Source organism: Methylophaga sp. SB9B, assembly GCF_004832235.1.
Lineage (GTDB): Bacteria > Pseudomonadota > Gammaproteobacteria > Nitrosococcales > Methylophagaceae > Methylophaga > Methylophaga muralis.
Genome location: NZ_SSXS01000012.1, coordinates 1 through 18,366, shown reverse-complemented (window position 1 = coordinate 18,366; position 18,366 = coordinate 1). Strand labels below are relative to the sequence as shown.

The window sequence follows — 18,366 nt, the reverse complement described above, 5'->3', positions numbered from 1 at the left end:
ACTGCTAATTCAGGATATTGTTTGCTGAAAACCCAAAGACTCGAAGGCTGAGAAGAAAACCAATCTTGCCGGGCTCGAGTGACAATGTGTCATTAGTGAGCAGGCTAATAATTTCGCCAGATTTTGTTTTTATCTGTGTAGCTATCAAAACATCAGGGTGAATGGAGGTTACAACCGATTCAGCGAGCAAGATACCAACCTTTTCATACAAACTCAGCGCATCTTTAAGTTCGTTATCAAGTTGCACAGATTTATCGATCACGATGGTAACATTGAGATCTTCAATCAGTTTCCAGGCAATCAGTTCATTACGAAATATCGGGTTTGTGAGATCCCAGTCATCAGGTTGCCCTGCAAGTGGTAATACAATTTCTGTTGCTTTTTTGTTAATCCAATGACGGGTGAAACGTTTGGGTTCATAAGCCCAATATTGCGCACCGGGAATACCATCAAACGGCGTAGGTAGTTTGAGATAGTCCCTGATTTTGGTTAAGGCAACCCATTCTCGTGCCGCTTTACGATCTAATTCCTGTTGCTCAACGCGGCTGTCTTGTCCGGCAAGACAAGACGAACAAACGTTTGCACAATTTGCAGCACATTCAAGTTTTTCAAAAGCTTTGAAAAGCAGTCCAGTGAGGTTTTCCAATCCGGACAATACAAAACCGGCGCCGCCAGCAACGTTATCGTAAACCTGGATCAACAGTCTGTTGCGTCCAGACTCAAGATCCTTATCCTGGCGAGTACCAAAGCCCATTTCGGTACTTAGAATACCCAAGCGTTCCGCAATGGCATCACGAAGCGCAACAGCAAGTGTATTAGCTATCGCTTTACCCGTTTCTGATATGGGCAACCACTCTCCATTAAGCGGATTCTTCAGAGCCAATTCAAGAACATGCGTTACCGTCTGATAACCCAAATGTATATTTGGCATTACCCTCTCACCCGAGCAGTTACTATCGCGATTACTCCCTACCTGACCACCGATGGGTCTGTGCTCTTTTTCAGGACGCAATCTTGCCGGAAGTTCGCCATGCACAGTCATCGACTCTGCTCGGCCACAAGACATACAAATGGCATAGCCCTTCTGAAATTCGCCCGAAGAATGATGAAAAACGTGACCATCCTCTCCAAACCTGACAAAACCACATCGCTCATCCGGTAACGAAACGGTAATGCCCTCGATACTAATTCTGGGGGGATTTACAGGAATAAATTTCTGACTACTCACGTCATTTGTTGTTGATTCGTAAAAGTCCGTCACAAACCCAGCAGGACGCAATATCTTTTTAGTCTCTGTAAATGGGATGGTGCTATGACATTCATGACATGTCAGCTCATCTTCATTTAGATAAGCATATTCTTTATAACCATTTGTACCACAGCGTTTGCAACGCCAAGCAATATCAAATTTCTGAACACCACCAGAACCTGACTGAAATGCTTGTAATTCAACACCAGCCGAACGATAAACGCGCCCATCAAGAACAACCTGTGCTCCCGGTGCATATTCTCGAATAGCAATAGACATATCCCGTGAAGGCTTATCTTTGTATTGGAAAATATTGTCATCTCTTGATGAACCGTTTTTTGAGTTTTGATGCTCAATAAAATCTTCAACATTGTATGTAGATAGGCTTACTACATCTGTCGGAAAGCCATATCCAGGCAGGAAGGCTCGGGCGGCTAGATCACGAAGAAGATATTCCTGCTCGTGACGTTTCCTCTCAAGTTCCATGGCCTTTTTGTAAGCCTCATCGGTGGCAAGCTCAACTCTCAGATTAAGCCGCTCATAATCCTCACGCCATGCCTTGCCTAGCTGATCAATTTTTTGCCTCGACTCATCAGCCATTATGGCAATAGATTTGGACTCTAATGCCGTTCCTCTAACGATACTTTTCAAGCCTTTTTCTGGTAAGTTTTTACTATCACTTAACCAGTCTATAAATTGCTGAGAGTGACTATCCTCCCCACCGAAAAACCATTGAACGGTCAAACGTGTTCGGTCATCATCGTCGGTCGATACTTCATTACAAAGGAAATTTGCCAAGAGAAATGAATTTACATGACGCTGGACCAATGGTTCTGCTGTAAGTGTAATTGTAGGAGAGGGTATGGCCGTTACGAATGGCCAGTTTGGGTTATTAAATACTCTGGTATTGTGCGGATCGGGCTTACATAATGTGTAAGCAACTGCTCTTGACTCACTTCTTCTCCCTGCTCGGCCAGCCCGTTGAAGATAATTGGCCGGATGAGGAGGAACGTTGTTCATAACGACCGACGATACACCACCAATATCAACGCCCATTTCCATAGTAGTTGAACAATTGAGAACATTAATTCGACCATCTTGAAAGTCTTTCTCATACCGTTGCAATCGCTCGGCAGACTGCTGCGCGGAATGCTCTGCTGTTCGGTAATAAAAGCCACCCTCAACCGTTCTGTCAGAAATATCAGTCCACAAACCTTGCTGACGCAAAGCTTTTATTTCCGGATTATTGGCTACTTTGTTTCGGACTGCTTTAAGAACACCTTCAGACTCTCCCGCCGGAGCGAGCATACTGAAGTCAGGTAAATTGACCTTTTTACAACGATATTTTTCGGCAATAATGACCCGAGGTAAATACGGTGTGTAGGAACGGAAAGTCGTGTCCAAAAGTCGGTTGGTTACGGGACAAACCCATGCCTGATCAGGCAATGAAAACTCTAATGCCTGATGCGAGAGTGCATAGCCATTATCACGACTTTGCAATATCTGTGCGCCAATCAAAGTCGTCCATGCAGCGCGTAACCAGGTATTGATAATATCGCGATGCGCACTGAGTTCAAGGTTTAATTCCGCCCCTACTGCCAGAACTTTGATTAGTCTCGAGTACTGGCCATTTTTTTGTATTGTAGGCCAGGCTCTAGAACGTGAATCAGTACGCTGATAATCAGGCCAAAAAGCAACTTTGGTGCGAATCTCGCCCCCATCCAGTTTTGCTCATCTTTAGCTAGGCTAATTATTGTGTTTTCCCTGACATAAAAATCTAGTGCGACCTTTAGAAAGTCTTTCCAGTCCTGTAAAGATAAAGTCTCAGTTTCGTCAGAGCTTTCAGAAATTGAAACGCGTGTCTGTTGCCAGAATTCTGGTACAGCATTAATACTATCAAGCCCTCTGTAACCAACTTTCACCAGAGCAAGGGTTTCACTACTATTTTGATTCTTGGGTCGACGAGAAAACTCACGCATCAGTAGTAATCTGGCAAGCGTTTTACTTCCTGCATCTCCACCAAAAAATTGTGGGTTTGCATATTTGTTGTAGTCCAGAATTGAATGCTTAAGATCATTCGACTTGGCCAATTCATCAACCATTTCTGACCATGGCACTACCACTTGTGCCTTTACGCTAACTCCAGATTTCATTGCCTCCGCCTGCTTACGAAGCTTTTGAGCGAAATCCTTCATGCCCATTGTATGCAGTTTTTCAGCTTGTTCTTCCAAAGCTTCTGGAGTAGCGGTTGGAACATCAGTTACTTCAAGGTTTTTAGCTGTTTGAACGTTTCTTAAAACCTGGAAGACCATCCCTCGAAGCCTAGAGCGCTCGGCTTCCTGCTGCATTCTTACAGCCATCCTCGCGGTACCCTGGCGGCTATCGGTGAAGGTAATCAATTTTTTACCATCACCGGGCATTGATTCAGGGGATACCCCCATAAGATCTTTCTTTGAGGGCTTGGGGCAAAACTCAAGTACGGTTGGTACAGCCTGACTTACAAAGAAAGGCGCCCCTAAATATGCTTTTCTAAGAAACGCGTCCGGACCTTTATTACTTTTATTGTTACATGCAGAACAACTCAAAATAACTTTTGGGTCAAGTTTTATATAGAAAAGGTTTATATTAAGTAATCGATTACCTTCTGTGCGCCCTAAAGCGCTAGAGTCAAGATCAAGACTTACTTGATGATAGCCTTCGGATTCGGTTGCACCAATAATGACAACTTGTTGGGCACCTTTCGAGCTGCCTAATTCTGAATTGTCATCATCGTCGTCTTCAAGTAAAGAAAATTCATCACCGGAATATTGTGAAGATTGTCTTAAAAAGCCATTTTGATCTTGTGCAATTAAGTGTGGTTGTTTGCAGTCATCACAAAAAGCAATCTCATAAACTGGGGCGCCACAATCACATTGACTACGCTGCGTTAGATAGACATTCCCATACGGCCATTTTTTGATGAGTTCGTTTTTGACATTACAATCAACATCAACGCATCCCCATAAACCGTGGAGCATACGCTGGAAAAGATGCATTCTGAGTTTGATAAATGGTGGAGCATCCTCATTTTTTTTTGTTGAGGACATCAAATCAAGCCACTGCAAAACCTCATCTTGCCGGTCAGTTTTTTCTCGCGTAACAAGAATATGCTTTGATGCATTAACCAAATCAATTAGCGTCTTAGGTTTAGCAGCTTCAACAATCTGTTCTCGAAGGGTGCTGGCAATTATATTGGCTGAAATTGCTGAAAACCGTTTTTCTGAGACCTCTTGGCCCTCATCAATCAGTTTTATTTCATCAAAGGTAAGTTGTGACCGACCAATATCGTTTTGCAAAGCCGGAACTGATCGTTTACCGCCAATAACTACAACCTGATCAACCGGCACGCCAGCAAGAGAAGCTAGGTACGTTTGCAAGCTATCTCGTGCATTGGGATCAGCAATTGTGGCTGATGTAGCAACGAAACGGATTTCTTCCGCACGTTTCCCAAAAGCCTCAACTACCCTTCTTAAAAGCAAGGACAACTCTGCAGCCTGAGAACCTATATAAGTGTGAGCCTCATCAAGAACAATCCATCTTAAAGAAGCAGCTTTCTTAGACTTCTCAAGGATTGGGTTATCAACTTGTCGAACCAGCATGTATTCAAGCATGGTCGCATTTGTCATTAAAATTGGTGCAGGCTCTTTTCTCAACAACTCTCGAGAAAGAATTTGGTTTGGAAATTCTGCCTGCTGCTTTCTTACCTTTGTAGCTCTCTCTGCAGTATTGCCATTAAATAGGCAAAATCGCACGTTGTTTCCAAAAGGTTTCGTCCAAGCGTGTAAACGCTCTCTCTGAGAATTTATCAAGGCGTTGAGTGGGTATAGAAACAATGCTCTTACACCAATCAAAGGAGATTTCTTTTCTTGGGCTTCTTGTATGAGATCTTGCAGGATTGGCACCATAAAACATTCAGTTTTACCAGAACCTGTTCCCGTGGTTATGACTGTAGATTTCGGTTTTGCATCCAGAAGCACTTCCCAACTTTGAATTTGGTGCTTGTAAGGCTTTATTTCTCCCGAAAATTTATAGTCAGGATTTTCAGCATTTGTTAGTGCGTCAACTAATTCTTTTACAAGGAAACTGCCAGAAAGGTCTGCCAATTTTGAATTACCAGACTCCCATCCATATGTATGCTCAAAAACAGGAGGTGCGAGGAAACAACCTTCTTTACCAAATTCATTGTGCATCTGCTGTGAGAGATGTGTCCTCAATCCCACATCATTTACACCTAGAATGCTTAGAACCGACTCTCTCGTTCGCTCAATTGACTGATTTACTAAATCTGTGAAACTTCCACTCACAAGCTATTCTCTTTTTTAATCAAATTACTAAGGACCAGCGCATATACTGGTTCGTACCATGCTTCTCTATCAAAGTCGGAAAGCACTCTCAAGGCAAAACGCGTTTCAGCTTTACCGTATCGCAGATCTTCAATAGTACTTCTCCCCGAAGTTAGGTAAGCCATAAAGATCGGAAAAAAAACGACAGACCTTTCATAGTCCATGTTGATCTCATTTTGAAACTGATATGAATCAACCTGAGAAATCATCCAGTTTTTTAGATCTTCTCCCATAAACTCAGGCCACCTGTCATCATCACAATGCCTTCTTCGAAGCTCCTGATACCAGTGAGGAAATGTTGCAGCGATGGGAACAGCATGAACTTTTTCTTGGCTAATAGTTAAAAGATGTTCAGAAAAATATTTGATTGCTGGAATAACATTTCCCACGCTTCTGAACTTGTCAGAAAGAATGCCATCTATGGCAATTTCAGCTATGCCAAGCGAAATAAGATATTCACGGAAATGGGCAACAGCATGCCTCCACTGCTCTAGAGTGATTGTTTCCCAAATGATGGCGAGATCGTTAACGAGTCGCTGGCAAAATAGATAGTCGACATCAAGCCTCAAAACCGCACTCGCAAGTGCTTGAGCGTTAGTTGAAAGTGAGTGCCAAGCCATGAAAACCGAAAGGGGCATATAAGCATATTTTTCTTTTAGTTTTGATAAATACACCCACCCACTATGAGACATATCACTTGCCATTTCGGTAATGACATGATTAAAAGCTTCTGGGTTTAAAGTTGGATGATATAGAGCAGCAGCCTTATGCATCGTTTGAACTTGGTCTTTCACTGTCTCGTTATCGGACATATCATCCGTAATCCAGATGGTCGGTCTAAATAATAAAGATGAGGTTTCTGAGGGAGCGATTAACCATGGGCCCTTTGTTTTCATGGTTTGTGGTATTTCGAAATAATCCGTCGATATTCCCGCAGACATTTTTTGTGGAATAGCTATAGGATTTTCTGCAGGATCTGCCAAGTGGATGCCTATTAGAGATGTTTGTCCCTCGTCGAGAGAAACATCTGTCACCAAACTAAATTGACCTGCATGATTTATCTGCTCTAAGCGTCCCGCATATCGCCGTATTTCGAATTGTTTGATTAGTTGGTCTGTTTCAATCCGAACTTTTATTAATGCATCCTGATCAGTCACGGTACTAAGTAATTGCATAAAGTCATCATGAAAAGTATGCAGACTTACGCTTATTGTTTGATTAAAAACATCAAACGGGTAGCTTCTTCTCAGATTTGAAACTCTCATGCCACGCAATTCAGCAACCATATAGAAACGCTGTTTGTGACCAGATGTACTGGTCAATTGCAAGCTCATGCCCAATAACTGACTCAATGAAACTATATTTTTATCAATAACTTTCCCTGAGCTATCAAAAAGGGTTGCACCCTCATGAGGATAAGGCAATCGAATTAATACAGGCGAGCTATCATTAGCAGCTGATTTAATATTTAAGTGTAGGTTGGATGGAATCTCAGCACCATTTTTCACTGCCACTTTTATAGTGGTTCCTAACAAATTTGAGTCTTGGGATAAAATGATTACTGTCTCGTTCGCGATTGAAACGATGATGTCTTGCTGTGTTTTTAATTGAACTCGAGCAGGGTTGGTTCCATAGGAACTTGCTGTATCGATGATCAAGTCCTCGGGTACAACACCAACTTTTTTCTGAAAAACTCAATCCCTCCGTGTTTCTCAAGGACAATATATGTGAGCCATACTGCGTTTCAGACAGAACTGGAAGCTCATCAATGTATACGCTTGGAAGACCTGTTCTAGTGAGATCTGAGGCTGATAAATCAACTGTTGGAAGACCGTAATAGGTCAAGTTTGGAACCGTATCAAAAAGACATAAACGACCTTTGATGACAGGAAGCTCAGATTCAACAAATTCTTTAAATTGAACATAGAATGAGTCGCTGTTGATTTTGAATATGGTTCTTGTGTGAATCCGATACCATTTGCCGCCTTCAACATCCTCAAAGCATGGCTCTAATTCCGGTTCTGATATTGCGTGACAAGGGCATCTTACTAAAACAGAGCTTTGAGATATATCTATGGAAGCACAAGCAATAAGCTCTGGTTCCTCTGAATCAGTGAAAATCAGAGGTGAATCTCCAGGACTGAGATCGCTATTTTGAAGATAGTATGCAGCAACTACTGCCCCATTTGATAATAGCCGGAGCTTCAGAGGCTTTTCAATGTCCTTACGATTTAGTCTATATTCATTTTGAGGAAACTGGATTTTTAGCCTTGTTCTTGCTTCGTCAAGACGGCCATAAATTATGCCAGCATTGAATATTCGGTTCTCACCCTCAAAAAAAACCATCTCAAGTCGTGTGCTCGGAACAGCAGTTTCAAGAATGATTTCCTCATTAAGTGGTAAGAAAACTCGACTTGAGAAACATAAATTTTCCGGTGAGCTGACAAGCGAGTTTATGGCCGTGTAGTTTCTAGCTACTCCTCTGGCCTCTTCAATTTCTTTTTGTTTTGTTCCGGCATTTTTTAACCATTCATTTACCAGTGCTTTTGCATTTGATTCACCAATTGGCAAGGGAAAGCAGCTTCTCCAATTTGGCTGTTGTTTATCAAGATAAAGAGCCGGGTCATCTTGTGACTGAAGATCCTCATGAAGCTTCGCTAATGTCATTAAACTCTCAACTACGCTTGCCAAGAGTACATAGGTCTCATGATTTCTAAAATTTGCAGGGAAATATTGGCAAAAGTCCTTAACATGGGTGGTAAGTGGGATGCCTGAACGTTTCGCTGCATGGTAATTTTTGATTCCACTTTTTACTGCCCGCCCGAAACCATGTTTTTCAGCACTCAACAACCGCCAAGGAAGCCCGCCTTCGGCAAATAGTGATCCGAGATAATCAGCTCCATTTTCTCTACTTCTGAGCGGCCTGCCCCAATACTTCAAACCATTCCTAACGATTTGATTTCTTTCTCGAGATAAATCAACTCCTAAAAGATTTTGGTAAGGATGCCATGACCACGCGCCTTCGCCACCGTCATATTCACGTCGATAGGTTTCGGCAACAAATAAGCAAAAGCATGGTGCCCATTGAAGCATCATCAATGGATTATGGATAAAATCTTTGGTCAGTTTGAGAGTTGAAACAAGGGAATGATATTCTTCATCAGTCACTTCATAACGATACAGTGGCTGAGATAAAGATTTGGAAGTCATGAGTCTTGATAACAGAAACTCTGTCAACCACATTTTGATGTTCCCTGCATCATTAACTGAGTTCAAACTCAAATCTCCAACTTAATCAACGTTACTTTTATCATACAAACCCATCTTATTCAGCCTCCAAACAAATTGGCTACATAGTCGAACTATCTACAAGATTGATTTCCAAAGGAATCCAAATGACATCAAATGACGTTCCCATGACTATCTCTTTAAGTTTTGTTGCCAAATGAGTCGATTTGTCCGCGAATCGTATTACCTTGATTATCTCGATATGTTTCATTACCAAAACGGTCGTTCGTGCCTCGAAGGGTATCGCCCTTGGCGTCAATTCCCGAATTAGTCAGTGGTGCCACGGGTGATATTTCCGTGATTATCGCGCGTGTTTGAGCTTGCACATTAAACGAAACGACGATACTGACTATTATTAAGAGCATGATAAAACTCGTTAAAGTAGATGTGCTAAATGCCTGCCTTTTGGTAATACCCATTGGTCTTTTCGCCTTCATCAATATTGAAAGTTAAAATTAACGAAGGTGAAATCGTCTTTACGACTTATTGTTTTTGTGCCAAGAGTGTTGCTTAATTCACTTTCAGCTATTAACGCTTGAAGCTGATTATCAGAAAAAGATTGCACATCAAAGGTGTGAAAAATACAGCTGCTCGCATTAATGCTCTCCCAAGACCATCGCTGGAATAGACAAGGCAAAGATTTAATTGAAATCTCGCGTTGTTCTATGATTTTTGTATCAGGATCGAGTGGTACGTCTGCAAACGATTTGGAATGAACTGTCATGAGGCTACTCCTATCACGTCAAACAGATTTTTATCAGTACCTGATTTAAGGCTGATACGGGCAGTGCTGGGTGAAAAGTCATCATGTGCAGCGACGATCTGACCATCAGGCGTGATCTCAAGACTGTGCCCAACATCAAAGACATAATGATAACGACGGATATAGCCCCAAATACCCAAATGCCCGCCGGTATCTTCCATGTGAGTCTGGATAGTTTTGTAGATACGTAATAATTGTTCTGAAAGTTTAAGGCGGTAGAAATCCTTTTCAAATGGCAGATAACGTTGTCCCTCACAAGCCGCTAAAGCAAAGATAGGCTGTGTAGTGCGTTTAAATCCTGTATCCACAAATAGGTAGGGCTTAAAAACCGCTTTTTCTTCAGCAATGTCGGCTTTAACCTGCTCTATCACATGATAAGCGACAGACTTATCAATATCGGCAAGTAGGGACAGTTGCATAATGAATTCATCATGCGTGAGATGAAAGTCAAAAAAGCTATGGTCAAAGCCAAGTCGTGGTTCATTCATAACGGCACGTAATCGATTATATTGCAGTGCTTTGGGAGATGAATAACCAAGCGCAATGAGAATGCTTTCCTCAGAGTGTTTTTCCAAGGCTTTTTGAAGTTTATGATGAAACTGCATATGCCACTCCCCCTTTTGTGAGTTAAGCTTAATCATCACAGATAAAGCGACGCATACTGTCGTCTAAGTTTTGATTCGTTTAAGTGCCCTCTCTAACTCATTTTCAATTTCATATTTCAGCCATTCTGGTTCAATTATATCGACATGTGATGATTGTGCCAGCAACCACCAACGTAAATCCTGAGAGTCAGCCAAAGTAACTTTCAGTTCAAAAAACGTTTCATTATCCGTATAAATGTGTTGATCAACGCCAATGGGGGATTCAATCAACTGCAGTAGTTGTGGTTTATCACAACGCAGCTTCAATGAAATCTGTTGATTTGAATTAAGCACATGCATTTCACCATCATCAATGAACTTATCTACATCAAAGTCGGCGGGTCTTTGAACGGGCTCGGCTAATATTTTAACGTGTTGAATACGATGTAATACCAATTGTCGGACATGCTCCCGCCCCTCTATGGTTGTAATGAGGTAGGTATTCGGCTCACGGAAAACCATTGCAAGTGGATTGATAATAATTTTTTCTGGTTCTTTCCATCGTCTGCCCTGATAGATAATTTCACACCGTTGGTTATCCAGAAGCGCCTGAGTCAAATTCTCAAGCACATCAGCATCCACTGCAGGACGCTTGCTCGAGAGTCCACGAGTGATTACCCGAATTTTTTCCGGCCAGTGCGACAGTGGATTACCATTACGTTTAAGGACTTCTCTCGCTTCTCTAAAATGCGGCTCTAAATGTGAAAGGACTTTTCCGGGCAGCACCGGCTTTAGATAGGCATAGGCAAGCTCAAAAGTCAGTGCTGCCGGTACATCCAACATTGGCAGCATCCGTGAAGCAGCATTCACATCAAATGACCAGGCATAAGGCCGAACACCCTCATCAACTATCAGCGGGTAATAGACTGAGAGTTTTTCCAGATCGCGTTGAATACTGCGGACATTAATTTCAAAGCCCTGATCGGCCAACCGTGTTTGAATATCGCTGGTATTTATTGCCAACGGATAACGTGGAATAGTTTGTAACATGGCTAAGTATCGAATACTGGTATCGGCCATTAGAGTTCACCTTCATGTGAACGCTGTCGATGTATTGTAGGCGAGTTGTAATAATTCCAGTCCACTGTATCGGGCTCGTCCTTAATTTCTTTTAAGCGACGCTCGTTAATAGACATCCCAAATACTTCGAAATGAACTGCTTCAATGTGCTGTTGTAAAAAGGATCCTTCAACTATCTCCATTCTGGTACCGGCAAGCATGATCCCCTCAATTCGATTCTTCAGCTTTGGATCTTTGTGTTGTCGAAGCTTAATGTCATTATAAAAAGCGTTCAGCTCATAAGAGAGCAGCTGCATAAATTTCTCTTGCATGCCTTTCAATTTATTTTCCATAATTTTGACCGTTCTGGTTGTTTAGCACTTTAAAACATCTAGCGACAATGAATGTCGCCTCAGCAAGTAGTTTGTTACCGTAACAGAATCAGCAAGGAGGTGATATGCAACCCAGCATTAAACAGATCAGCAAAGTACTATTTGATATGGATCCAATGCAGACTTGCTGTAAGGAAAATGCGTGTTTTGATGAGTACGATTTTGTTGCAAAGCAAATTTATCAAAATATGGAAACAGGACTTAGCTTTAAGCACTCAACCTTGTTAGTGTTAACAAGATTATTTGATGCTGAGCAAGCCCAGAGAGCTGACTTAAGTGCTATTGAGTCGGCACTTTTTAAGAAATTCTAACCAAGGACGTATAAAAATGTTTGACCTTATTGGTGATATTCACGGGCATGCAAAGCCACTGCGTCAGTTGCTTGAAAAGCTTGGCTATCAGCACGATGGTGATTGCTGGGCTCATCCCGATCGAAAAGTTATCTTCTTGGGTGATTTTATTGATCGTGGACCACATCAAGTTGAAGTCGTCGAAATCGCACGTTCAATGGTTGAAAAAGGTCATGCATTTGCGATTATGGGTAACCATGAATTTAATGCAATTGCCTGGGCAACGGTTGATGAAATATCTGCTGATACCTTTTTAAGGCCTCACACGGAAAAGAATTTAAAGCAACATCGTGAGTTTTTAGATCAGGTTGGTGAAAATACAACTCAGCATCATGAAATGATTGAATGGTTTAAAACACTACCCGTTTTTTTGGAGTTTGATGACTTTAGAGTTGTTCATGCCTGTTGGCATCCTGAACACCTTGAGACACTTCAGCCTCATATGGATCAAGATAATCAATTTTTAAGTAGCTCCTGGCAACAAATTGCTAAAAAAGGTAATGATGTGTTTGATGCTGCCGAAGTGATCCTTAAAGGCCTTGAAATTCCTCTGCCCGGTGGATACGAATTCAAAGACAAAGATCAAGTTCCAAGAACCAATATTCGAACTCGGTGGTGGTTAACATCAGCTAAAACCTATCAGGATATTGCAATGGTTTCTGAAGAGGTAAAATCGCAGATCCCTGAACAAGCAATCCAGTCTCATGCTCTACCCGGCTATGACGATGAAAAGCCTGTTTTTATTGGACATTACTGGTTAACAGGCACACCTGCCCCCCTCACCAAACACGTCATTTGTCTTGATTACAGTATTGCAGCACAAGATGAAAATAAACCGGGAAATGGCAAGCTATGCGCTTATCGCTGGGATGGATGTCATGAGCTTTCATCGGATAACTTTGTCTGGGTAAGTTGATAACTGATGCTGTAAACATGATAGCGTGCGATGTATTTAAATACTCTAGGTGGCCAAAATGCACATTGACGCGTCTACTGAGTCCAATCATACTCAAATACCCATTATAGAATTAGTGGCTTCAATCTTATTCGATATGGTACAAACAAATAGTCATTCTTATAGATCGGTATCAGGCGCTTTCTCTGGATATTCTTTTGCAAAGCGATCCATCCAAGTGGCAAAAGGGCTATCAAGATAGTTGGTCAGATCGGTTGGCGAGTATATGAGCATCCCTGCTTTGAATTGCATAAATCAGTCCTTTTTCAATTAAGTCTAAATATACGACATTATTTAATTAGACTGATTTGATAAATGATATTGAAGTTAGAGAATCAATTCCTCTGATACCCAACCCGGATAGGCTCTCTGCTTCTGATTAAGTCAAAACGAATTTCCCATTTTGTTGAAGCATATATATTTATAACGAAGGTACCAACATACCTAAGAAGATTTGCTCCTAATGGATCCTTTGCTTTTGCAAATACAATGATTTTCCTTTCTGGATGTGCTTCAGCATCCTTCAGCTGTTTAGCAATTGACCTCACACCCTCGTCATTAAGTGCTCTCTCAAAAATATATTTCCCATCTGCAGTCAATTCGTTGTGCCATATAAAGTGCTCAAAAAGACGAGGAAACCAAATGCGGTCATGAGTACCATCAGGAATAGGCCAGTCACCTCTTTGATAACCTTTACCTATAAAACCAAAGCAACGCATCGCCTCTGTTTGCTTTCTAAATGTGACATTATCCTCTACATCGAGATAACCTCTCTCGATGATAGGGACAGAAGAAAACTTCTTATCCCAGTCCCAAGCAATAAAATGTGCTTTTTTGATTTGAGACTCTTTTAATTTCTTAATTAAACTTACAAAATTATCCACCTCAAAACGAATACGATGTAGTGGTTTTTGTTGGCCAGCTTCATCTAAAACCTTTATTCGTTCAATTCTATGTCCTGTTATCAACACAATATCTTGCTCACGCAACTGATCAGTTCTTAACTGATAATTATGAAAAGGTTCATCAATTTCGAGATGTAGATCTAGTTGCGGGAAATAAAGATCTGTCAATGCGCGACTGGCGTCTGGTCGACGAACAAGCTGCTGGGTAACAAACTCAATCTCATCATCGTCAAGTTCATGAAGAATCCGTGTAATGATGAAAAGCTCCCATGTTTTGTGCGAAAGTTTTCGCAGGCTTCTCAGAATGTAGTCTGTCTTGGTTTGTATCATTGTGATTGTTGTAACCAATTGAATTTATTATTTTAAATCGGGTTTGTAAAGATAAACCCGCTAATTTTTTTGTCCACGATCAGTTACCTGTCGTACCGCTTCAAAGTTGAATTCTTCTGGATAACGTTTAATGCGTATTTACACCTCTTTTAATGGCTAACATGTGTTTAGTAAATTAGTGACGATTCAGCTGAAAATTTTAAATTTATACTTATTGCTAGAGTAATCGGATAAAAAGCTACAATGATTATTAGTTAAATTGATGCGTTCACAATGGTTTTGATTCTATCAATTACAATATCTCTATATTCCCCATGTCCATGAGTTGCCCTTGGATGTGCTATGCGAAAACAAGTAGCTCCTGCTGCTTCAAATTGCCACAATTTCATTGGTATTACATCAGCGGTATTCTGGTGACCATTAAAGTTTTCTTCGAACAATTGTCTAATGATTGGATCTATACCGACAAAGCCAGTAGCGAATATTACAAAATCAGGTTTGAGGTGTTTGATTTGTGAGGCAAGAAGCTTCTTGGAAATAGAAGTTATTTCACTCAGCTCATGCTCTGGACGCACTCTTGGTGATTTTTTATTGTAGTCCCATGCAAAGATATTCGAATAAACTATAGCTTTAGGATCAACATTAAGTTCTTTTGCTAAACGAAAGAAGAATTGTTTAAACCGACTTCTTGACTTAGTAACAACTTGACCTTTACTCATGACCAGATGCTTACCATACCGCGTTATTGACTCGCTTATGATTTCACTAAGGTTACCGTCCTCATTAAATCTCACAATTCTATTGAGCGTATTTTTTCCATTATTTGTGTTCCATCCTGCTGTTTCTCGTCCAACCAACATGATTTTTGTTTTTGATGACCAATATTCGTCAAAAGGAACTGGTAAAAAAACGCCTGAATACTTATCCTCAACAGGGCTTAAGTGTTTTATATCTAACTTTTTAAGTGTATTTGTGTAATCACTAATTAATGCATCCACTTTTGATTCCTTTTAGGATAAATCTACAGTCTCATCAGTCAGCCATTGGATATTAAGCTCACCGTCACCAAAACGAACAATCCCCATCTTTTTAGGAAGATTATTGTTTTCGCCTCTGTACATAATGAATATATTGAGAAGTTCAATCAAATGTAATTTAAAACCGGAATCTGATGCTTGAACTTCAATATCCTCGTCCAGCGTCCAAGTTCCATGGCTGAAGTGATCTTCATTTTCGTCAGCATGGAAAAATAGTTGGCCATCTACCTTCACTATCTCGAAGTGTTGCTTTGCAAGCATATTTAAACGGGTAATTTCAAATTTTGGATCAAAATTAGACATTGAGTTTCCTTACGGTCAGTTTCCTATAGCATAGAAGAACAATACGACAGATGGTGTCGCTTCGGACAGCCATTAAAGTTTTCTGAGGAAACTTGTTTTCTTTTGAAGATCAGATTAGAGGTCAATTACAATCTTAATCCACCAATCTATTTAACTGACTTCTGCATAATGCCAAGAAGATGGTGATTATGATATTTCTGTATAAAATTCATGCTGATGGATGAATTTTCCGTGTTAATAATTACTATTGCAAACAACACATTTTGTACTTCTTACCCGATCCACAATAGCACGGTTCATTTCTACCAAGCTTTGGATCAGCAGATTTAGCTGTTGAAGTCATTTCTCTTGGATTAATTTTTCGAGCCTTAGACTTGTGTGATTCGAAATCATGCAACTTAATCTGTGCCTCAGGTGGGAATTTGAACACCATCTGAAAAGAGTCGGGTTCATAGTAAATTTTAGGAAGGACTAGTTCTAAAAGTTCTACCAAGAGCTTGTGTCCAGTGTGCTTTGCTTCTTTAAAAGCCATATGCAATAAACTCATTGCCTTTGCGGGTAATTCATTATGGTCAATCAAGTACTGTGCATACTCCAGCAAAACCTCAGCATCCATTACTTTTTCTAAGTATTCATCATAAAGATTTGGAATGTCAGGATTGAATTTTTTGGATGAGTCATCAATCATGAAACGAGCTCTTAACAGTTTAGCTTCAGTGACCCCGGCATTTGATGATTCCAGCAATAGCACATCAATTTGATACCTATCATCAAGAATAAACGTTCCATCAATGAAATTCTTTGCAAGAGCACATTGAGCTATTGATGAACCCCGTTGTTCAGCTAAAACGTAGTAGTTTTTAGCCAATTCAAATTTACCGAGGTTGTAATAATATTTTGCTAATTCGAGTGTAGCTTTTGGATGATTTTTATTTGCTGCTTCTTCCAAATCCTCAAGGGCATAATCAACGTTAATATCTTGACTGTATAAACCATGAAGACGAATACAACCGTGTAAATAGAGGGCATCACTAATTCCATGAATCGCAGCAAAGTGGACTCTTCTTACTCCTTCCTCATGAGAAGAATCTTCAGCTGAAGCAGATTTCAACCAATGCCCATCAGTTAAGAGCAATTTTCCATATTCATATGCGGCTTCAGGCATTGAATATTGGCATGAGTCAAAAAGTTGTAATGCGATAGTTGTATTAAAAGCGGTCCTTTTGTCATGGTATCGCGTTTCGATTTCGCCATTATCGAGTTCCAAGATAGTTTTTTTGTTGGCGTATCCCATCGTACTGGAGAGGAGTTTATTCTGAGCATTTGAATAAAGCTTTTTAGCGATCAGATATTGAGCATTACTATCGTCTTCAAATAATGCTCTGGAAGCCATTACAACAATGTTCAATTCTTTTTCTAAGGTAAGTTCAATAGTTGGACATTCATTAGATGAGTGAAGCACTGGGTAAAGCAGTTTTATTAAGTGTATGAAATTTTTATAAGTCTGATTACAAAGAATATTAAAGTTTTCCTCCGGATATTCTTCTGAGTGACTCCCTTTGTTACCTGCAATACGGATCTTATGCATAAGGTTTGGAATCATAAGATTGACTTTGCCGGAATTATTCAAGTCCTCAATCAAATCTTTTAACGTAACATCTCTGGTGTTGATATATCCCAGTATATTTAAAATATTAGATAAACAGCTTCTAAAATTGACCAAAGACTCACAGTAACAATCAGCAACATACATTGAAATAGCTTGTTTGTATGCAGCTCCTAGGCCTTCAGAAATCCCTTGAATCAGCATGTAATCTGCCACTACGGTGGTCTTTATTTCCTTTTTATTCATGTGTTGCATCCTTGCATTTATCTGTATCGATTATTATCCAATGTGTAACTCGCATTTAGTTGAGTAGTAAATTCTGAGTCTACAGTTCAGACGGCATATTCTCTATTTAATCTATACAACAATGATTAAATCTCTCATGAAAGGATGTGGCATCCTTTCATGAAAGTACCCCTTTTGATTGCTCACAAGCCTGCAGCAATTAATGTATCTATCCACATTTGCATGCGTATGACCAAAACACCAGACATCAGCATATTGAAGTAAATCATCACAATCCGAAATAAATGCTGCAGCCATCTCGTCCATCTCAAAATCAGGGTGATGACAAATTAAGCTCGGCGCATGATGCGTCACAACAACCGTCTTACCCTCAAATGGTTCTTTGAGCTTTTCATGCAGGTATAACTTGGCCTTTTGATGAAGTAACAACGCATCTTGTGCAGTAAAACGGTTATCACCGTATTTAATAAATCTATGGTCGTTTAAATAAAACGAAATAAACTCCATTGTTTTCTGTTTATCGAAACGTCCATCAAGTTCATAGTCCGTCCATAACGTTGAGCCTATGAACCGAACACCATTTAATATTATCTCGTCATTATCCAACAGGTGCAGCCTTGGATAGGGTTTTGCGAATAACCGCATTTCTTCTCTTAGTAATCTGATGTCATGTCGGTAAAACTCATGATTACCCGGAACATAAATGACATCCTTATCAAAACGTTTAATGAGCTTTACGGCGTACTGAAGCCCCTTCAATCCTGTATTAATGTCGCCTGCAAGAATGATTAGATCTGCATCTGATTCAGGCGGGATGAAGTAGTCTCCCATTTCAAGATGCAAGTCAGAGAAAAGTTGGAATTTCATAAAAACCTTTTGAAGTTAATATTAAGTGACCGGCTCATCAATATGCTGTT

Annotated in this window: 16 protein-coding genes and 1 pseudogene; 2 read left to right on the top strand and 15 right to left on the bottom strand. The window is 40.4% G+C overall.

Annotated features, from left to right (window positions below; all coding sequences use genetic code 11):
• Positions 1 to 4: 4 nt before the first annotated feature.
• The 9 genes and pseudogenes from E8Q33_RS15690 to E8Q33_RS12270 form a co-directional block, all read right to left on the bottom strand.
• Positions 5 to 2,749 (bottom strand): helicase-related protein, encoded by a 2,745-nt coding sequence (locus E8Q33_RS15690; RefSeq protein WP_211116158.1) that lies wholly within the window; start codon positions 2,747 to 2,749, stop codon positions 5 to 7.
• Positions 2,750 to 2,859: 110 nt separating this feature from the next.
• Entirely contained in the window at positions 2,860 to 5,592 is a 2,733-nt protein-coding gene (locus E8Q33_RS15685) for a DEAD/DEAH box helicase (RefSeq protein WP_211116157.1), read from the bottom strand.
• Positions 5,589 to 7,289 carry an STY4851/ECs_5259 family protein gene (locus E8Q33_RS16480; protein ID WP_256369462.1) on the bottom strand — a complete coding sequence of 567 codons (1,701 nt, stop codon included), beginning with the start codon at positions 7,287 to 7,289 and terminating at the stop codon, positions 5,589 to 5,591. Before E8Q33_RS16480 ends, E8Q33_RS15685 begins: the two co-directional genes overlap by 4 nt.
• Before the next feature lie 55 nt (positions 7,290 to 7,344).
• A pseudogene (locus E8Q33_RS16475) lies at positions 7,345 to 8,874 on the bottom strand (STY4851/ECs_5259 family protein); the annotation flags it as partial.
• A gap of 185 nt (positions 8,875 to 9,059) precedes the next feature.
• Positions 9,060 to 9,284, bottom strand: a complete 225-nt coding sequence (locus E8Q33_RS12290) for a hypothetical protein (protein WP_136555078.1) — start codon at positions 9,282 to 9,284, stop codon at positions 9,060 to 9,062.
• 71 nt (positions 9,285 to 9,355) lie between these two features.
• Complete coding sequence (locus E8Q33_RS12285; protein ID WP_136555076.1) at positions 9,356 to 9,643, bottom strand: hypothetical protein; 288 nt, start codon at positions 9,641 to 9,643, stop codon at positions 9,356 to 9,358.
• A complete protein-coding gene (locus tag E8Q33_RS12280; protein ID WP_136555074.1) occupies positions 9,640 to 10,287 on the bottom strand; it encodes a hypothetical protein in 648 nt (215 codons plus the stop codon). The genes E8Q33_RS12285 and E8Q33_RS12280 overlap by 4 nt, the downstream gene beginning before the upstream one ends.
• A gap of 63 nt (positions 10,288 to 10,350) precedes the next feature.
• Positions 10,351 to 11,346 (bottom strand): YafY family protein, encoded by a 996-nt coding sequence (locus tag E8Q33_RS12275; protein WP_136555073.1) that lies wholly within the window; start codon positions 11,344 to 11,346, stop codon positions 10,351 to 10,353.
• On the bottom strand, positions 11,346 to 11,678 hold the full coding sequence (locus tag E8Q33_RS12270; RefSeq protein ID WP_136555071.1) for a hypothetical protein: 333 nt from the start codon (positions 11,676 to 11,678) through the stop codon (positions 11,346 to 11,348). Before E8Q33_RS12270 ends, E8Q33_RS12275 begins: the two co-directional genes overlap by 1 nt.
• 104 nt (positions 11,679 to 11,782) lie before the next feature.
• Here E8Q33_RS12270 and E8Q33_RS12265 point away from each other — a divergent pair, with 104 nt between their 5' ends.
• Positions 11,783 to 12,028 carry a hypothetical protein gene (locus E8Q33_RS12265; protein ID WP_136555069.1) on the top strand — a complete coding sequence of 82 codons (246 nt, stop codon included), beginning with the start codon at positions 11,783 to 11,785 and terminating at the stop codon, positions 12,026 to 12,028.
• 16 nt (positions 12,029 to 12,044) lie between these two features.
• On the top strand, positions 12,045 to 12,983 hold the full coding sequence (locus tag E8Q33_RS12260; protein WP_136555067.1) for a metallophosphoesterase: 939 nt from the start codon (positions 12,045 to 12,047) through the stop codon (positions 12,981 to 12,983).
• 159 nt (positions 12,984 to 13,142) lie between these two features.
• Here E8Q33_RS12260 and E8Q33_RS16470 read toward each other — a convergent pair whose 3' ends face one another.
• The 6 genes from E8Q33_RS16470 to E8Q33_RS12235 all read right to left on the bottom strand — a co-directional run bounded on the left by E8Q33_RS16470 (position 13,143) and on the right by E8Q33_RS12235 (position 18,316).
• Positions 13,143 to 13,274: a hypothetical protein gene (locus E8Q33_RS16470; RefSeq protein ID WP_256369461.1), complete on the bottom strand. Its 132-nt coding sequence runs from the start codon at positions 13,272 to 13,274 to the stop codon at positions 13,143 to 13,145.
• 83 nt (positions 13,275 to 13,357) lie between these two features.
• Complete coding sequence (locus tag E8Q33_RS12255; RefSeq protein ID WP_136555065.1) at positions 13,358 to 14,257, bottom strand: AbaSI family restriction endonuclease; 900 nt, start codon at positions 14,255 to 14,257, stop codon at positions 13,358 to 13,360.
• 254 nt (positions 14,258 to 14,511) lie between these two features.
• Positions 14,512 to 15,255, bottom strand: coding sequence for a hypothetical protein (locus E8Q33_RS12250; protein WP_136555063.1), 744 nt, complete (start codon positions 15,253 to 15,255; stop codon positions 14,512 to 14,514).
• Positions 15,256 to 15,267: 12 nt separating this feature from the next.
• Complete coding sequence (locus E8Q33_RS12245) at positions 15,268 to 15,597, bottom strand: hypothetical protein (RefSeq protein ID WP_136555061.1); 330 nt, start codon at positions 15,595 to 15,597, stop codon at positions 15,268 to 15,270.
• 244 nt (positions 15,598 to 15,841) lie between these two features.
• Entirely contained in the window at positions 15,842 to 17,449 is a 1,608-nt protein-coding gene (locus E8Q33_RS12240) for a DUF4145 domain-containing protein (protein ID WP_168800207.1), read from the bottom strand.
• A gap of 111 nt (positions 17,450 to 17,560) precedes the next feature.
• Positions 17,561 to 18,316, bottom strand: a complete 756-nt coding sequence (locus E8Q33_RS12235; RefSeq protein ID WP_247870089.1) for a metallophosphoesterase — start codon at positions 18,314 to 18,316, stop codon at positions 17,561 to 17,563.
• Positions 18,317 to 18,366: the final 50 nt, after the last annotated feature.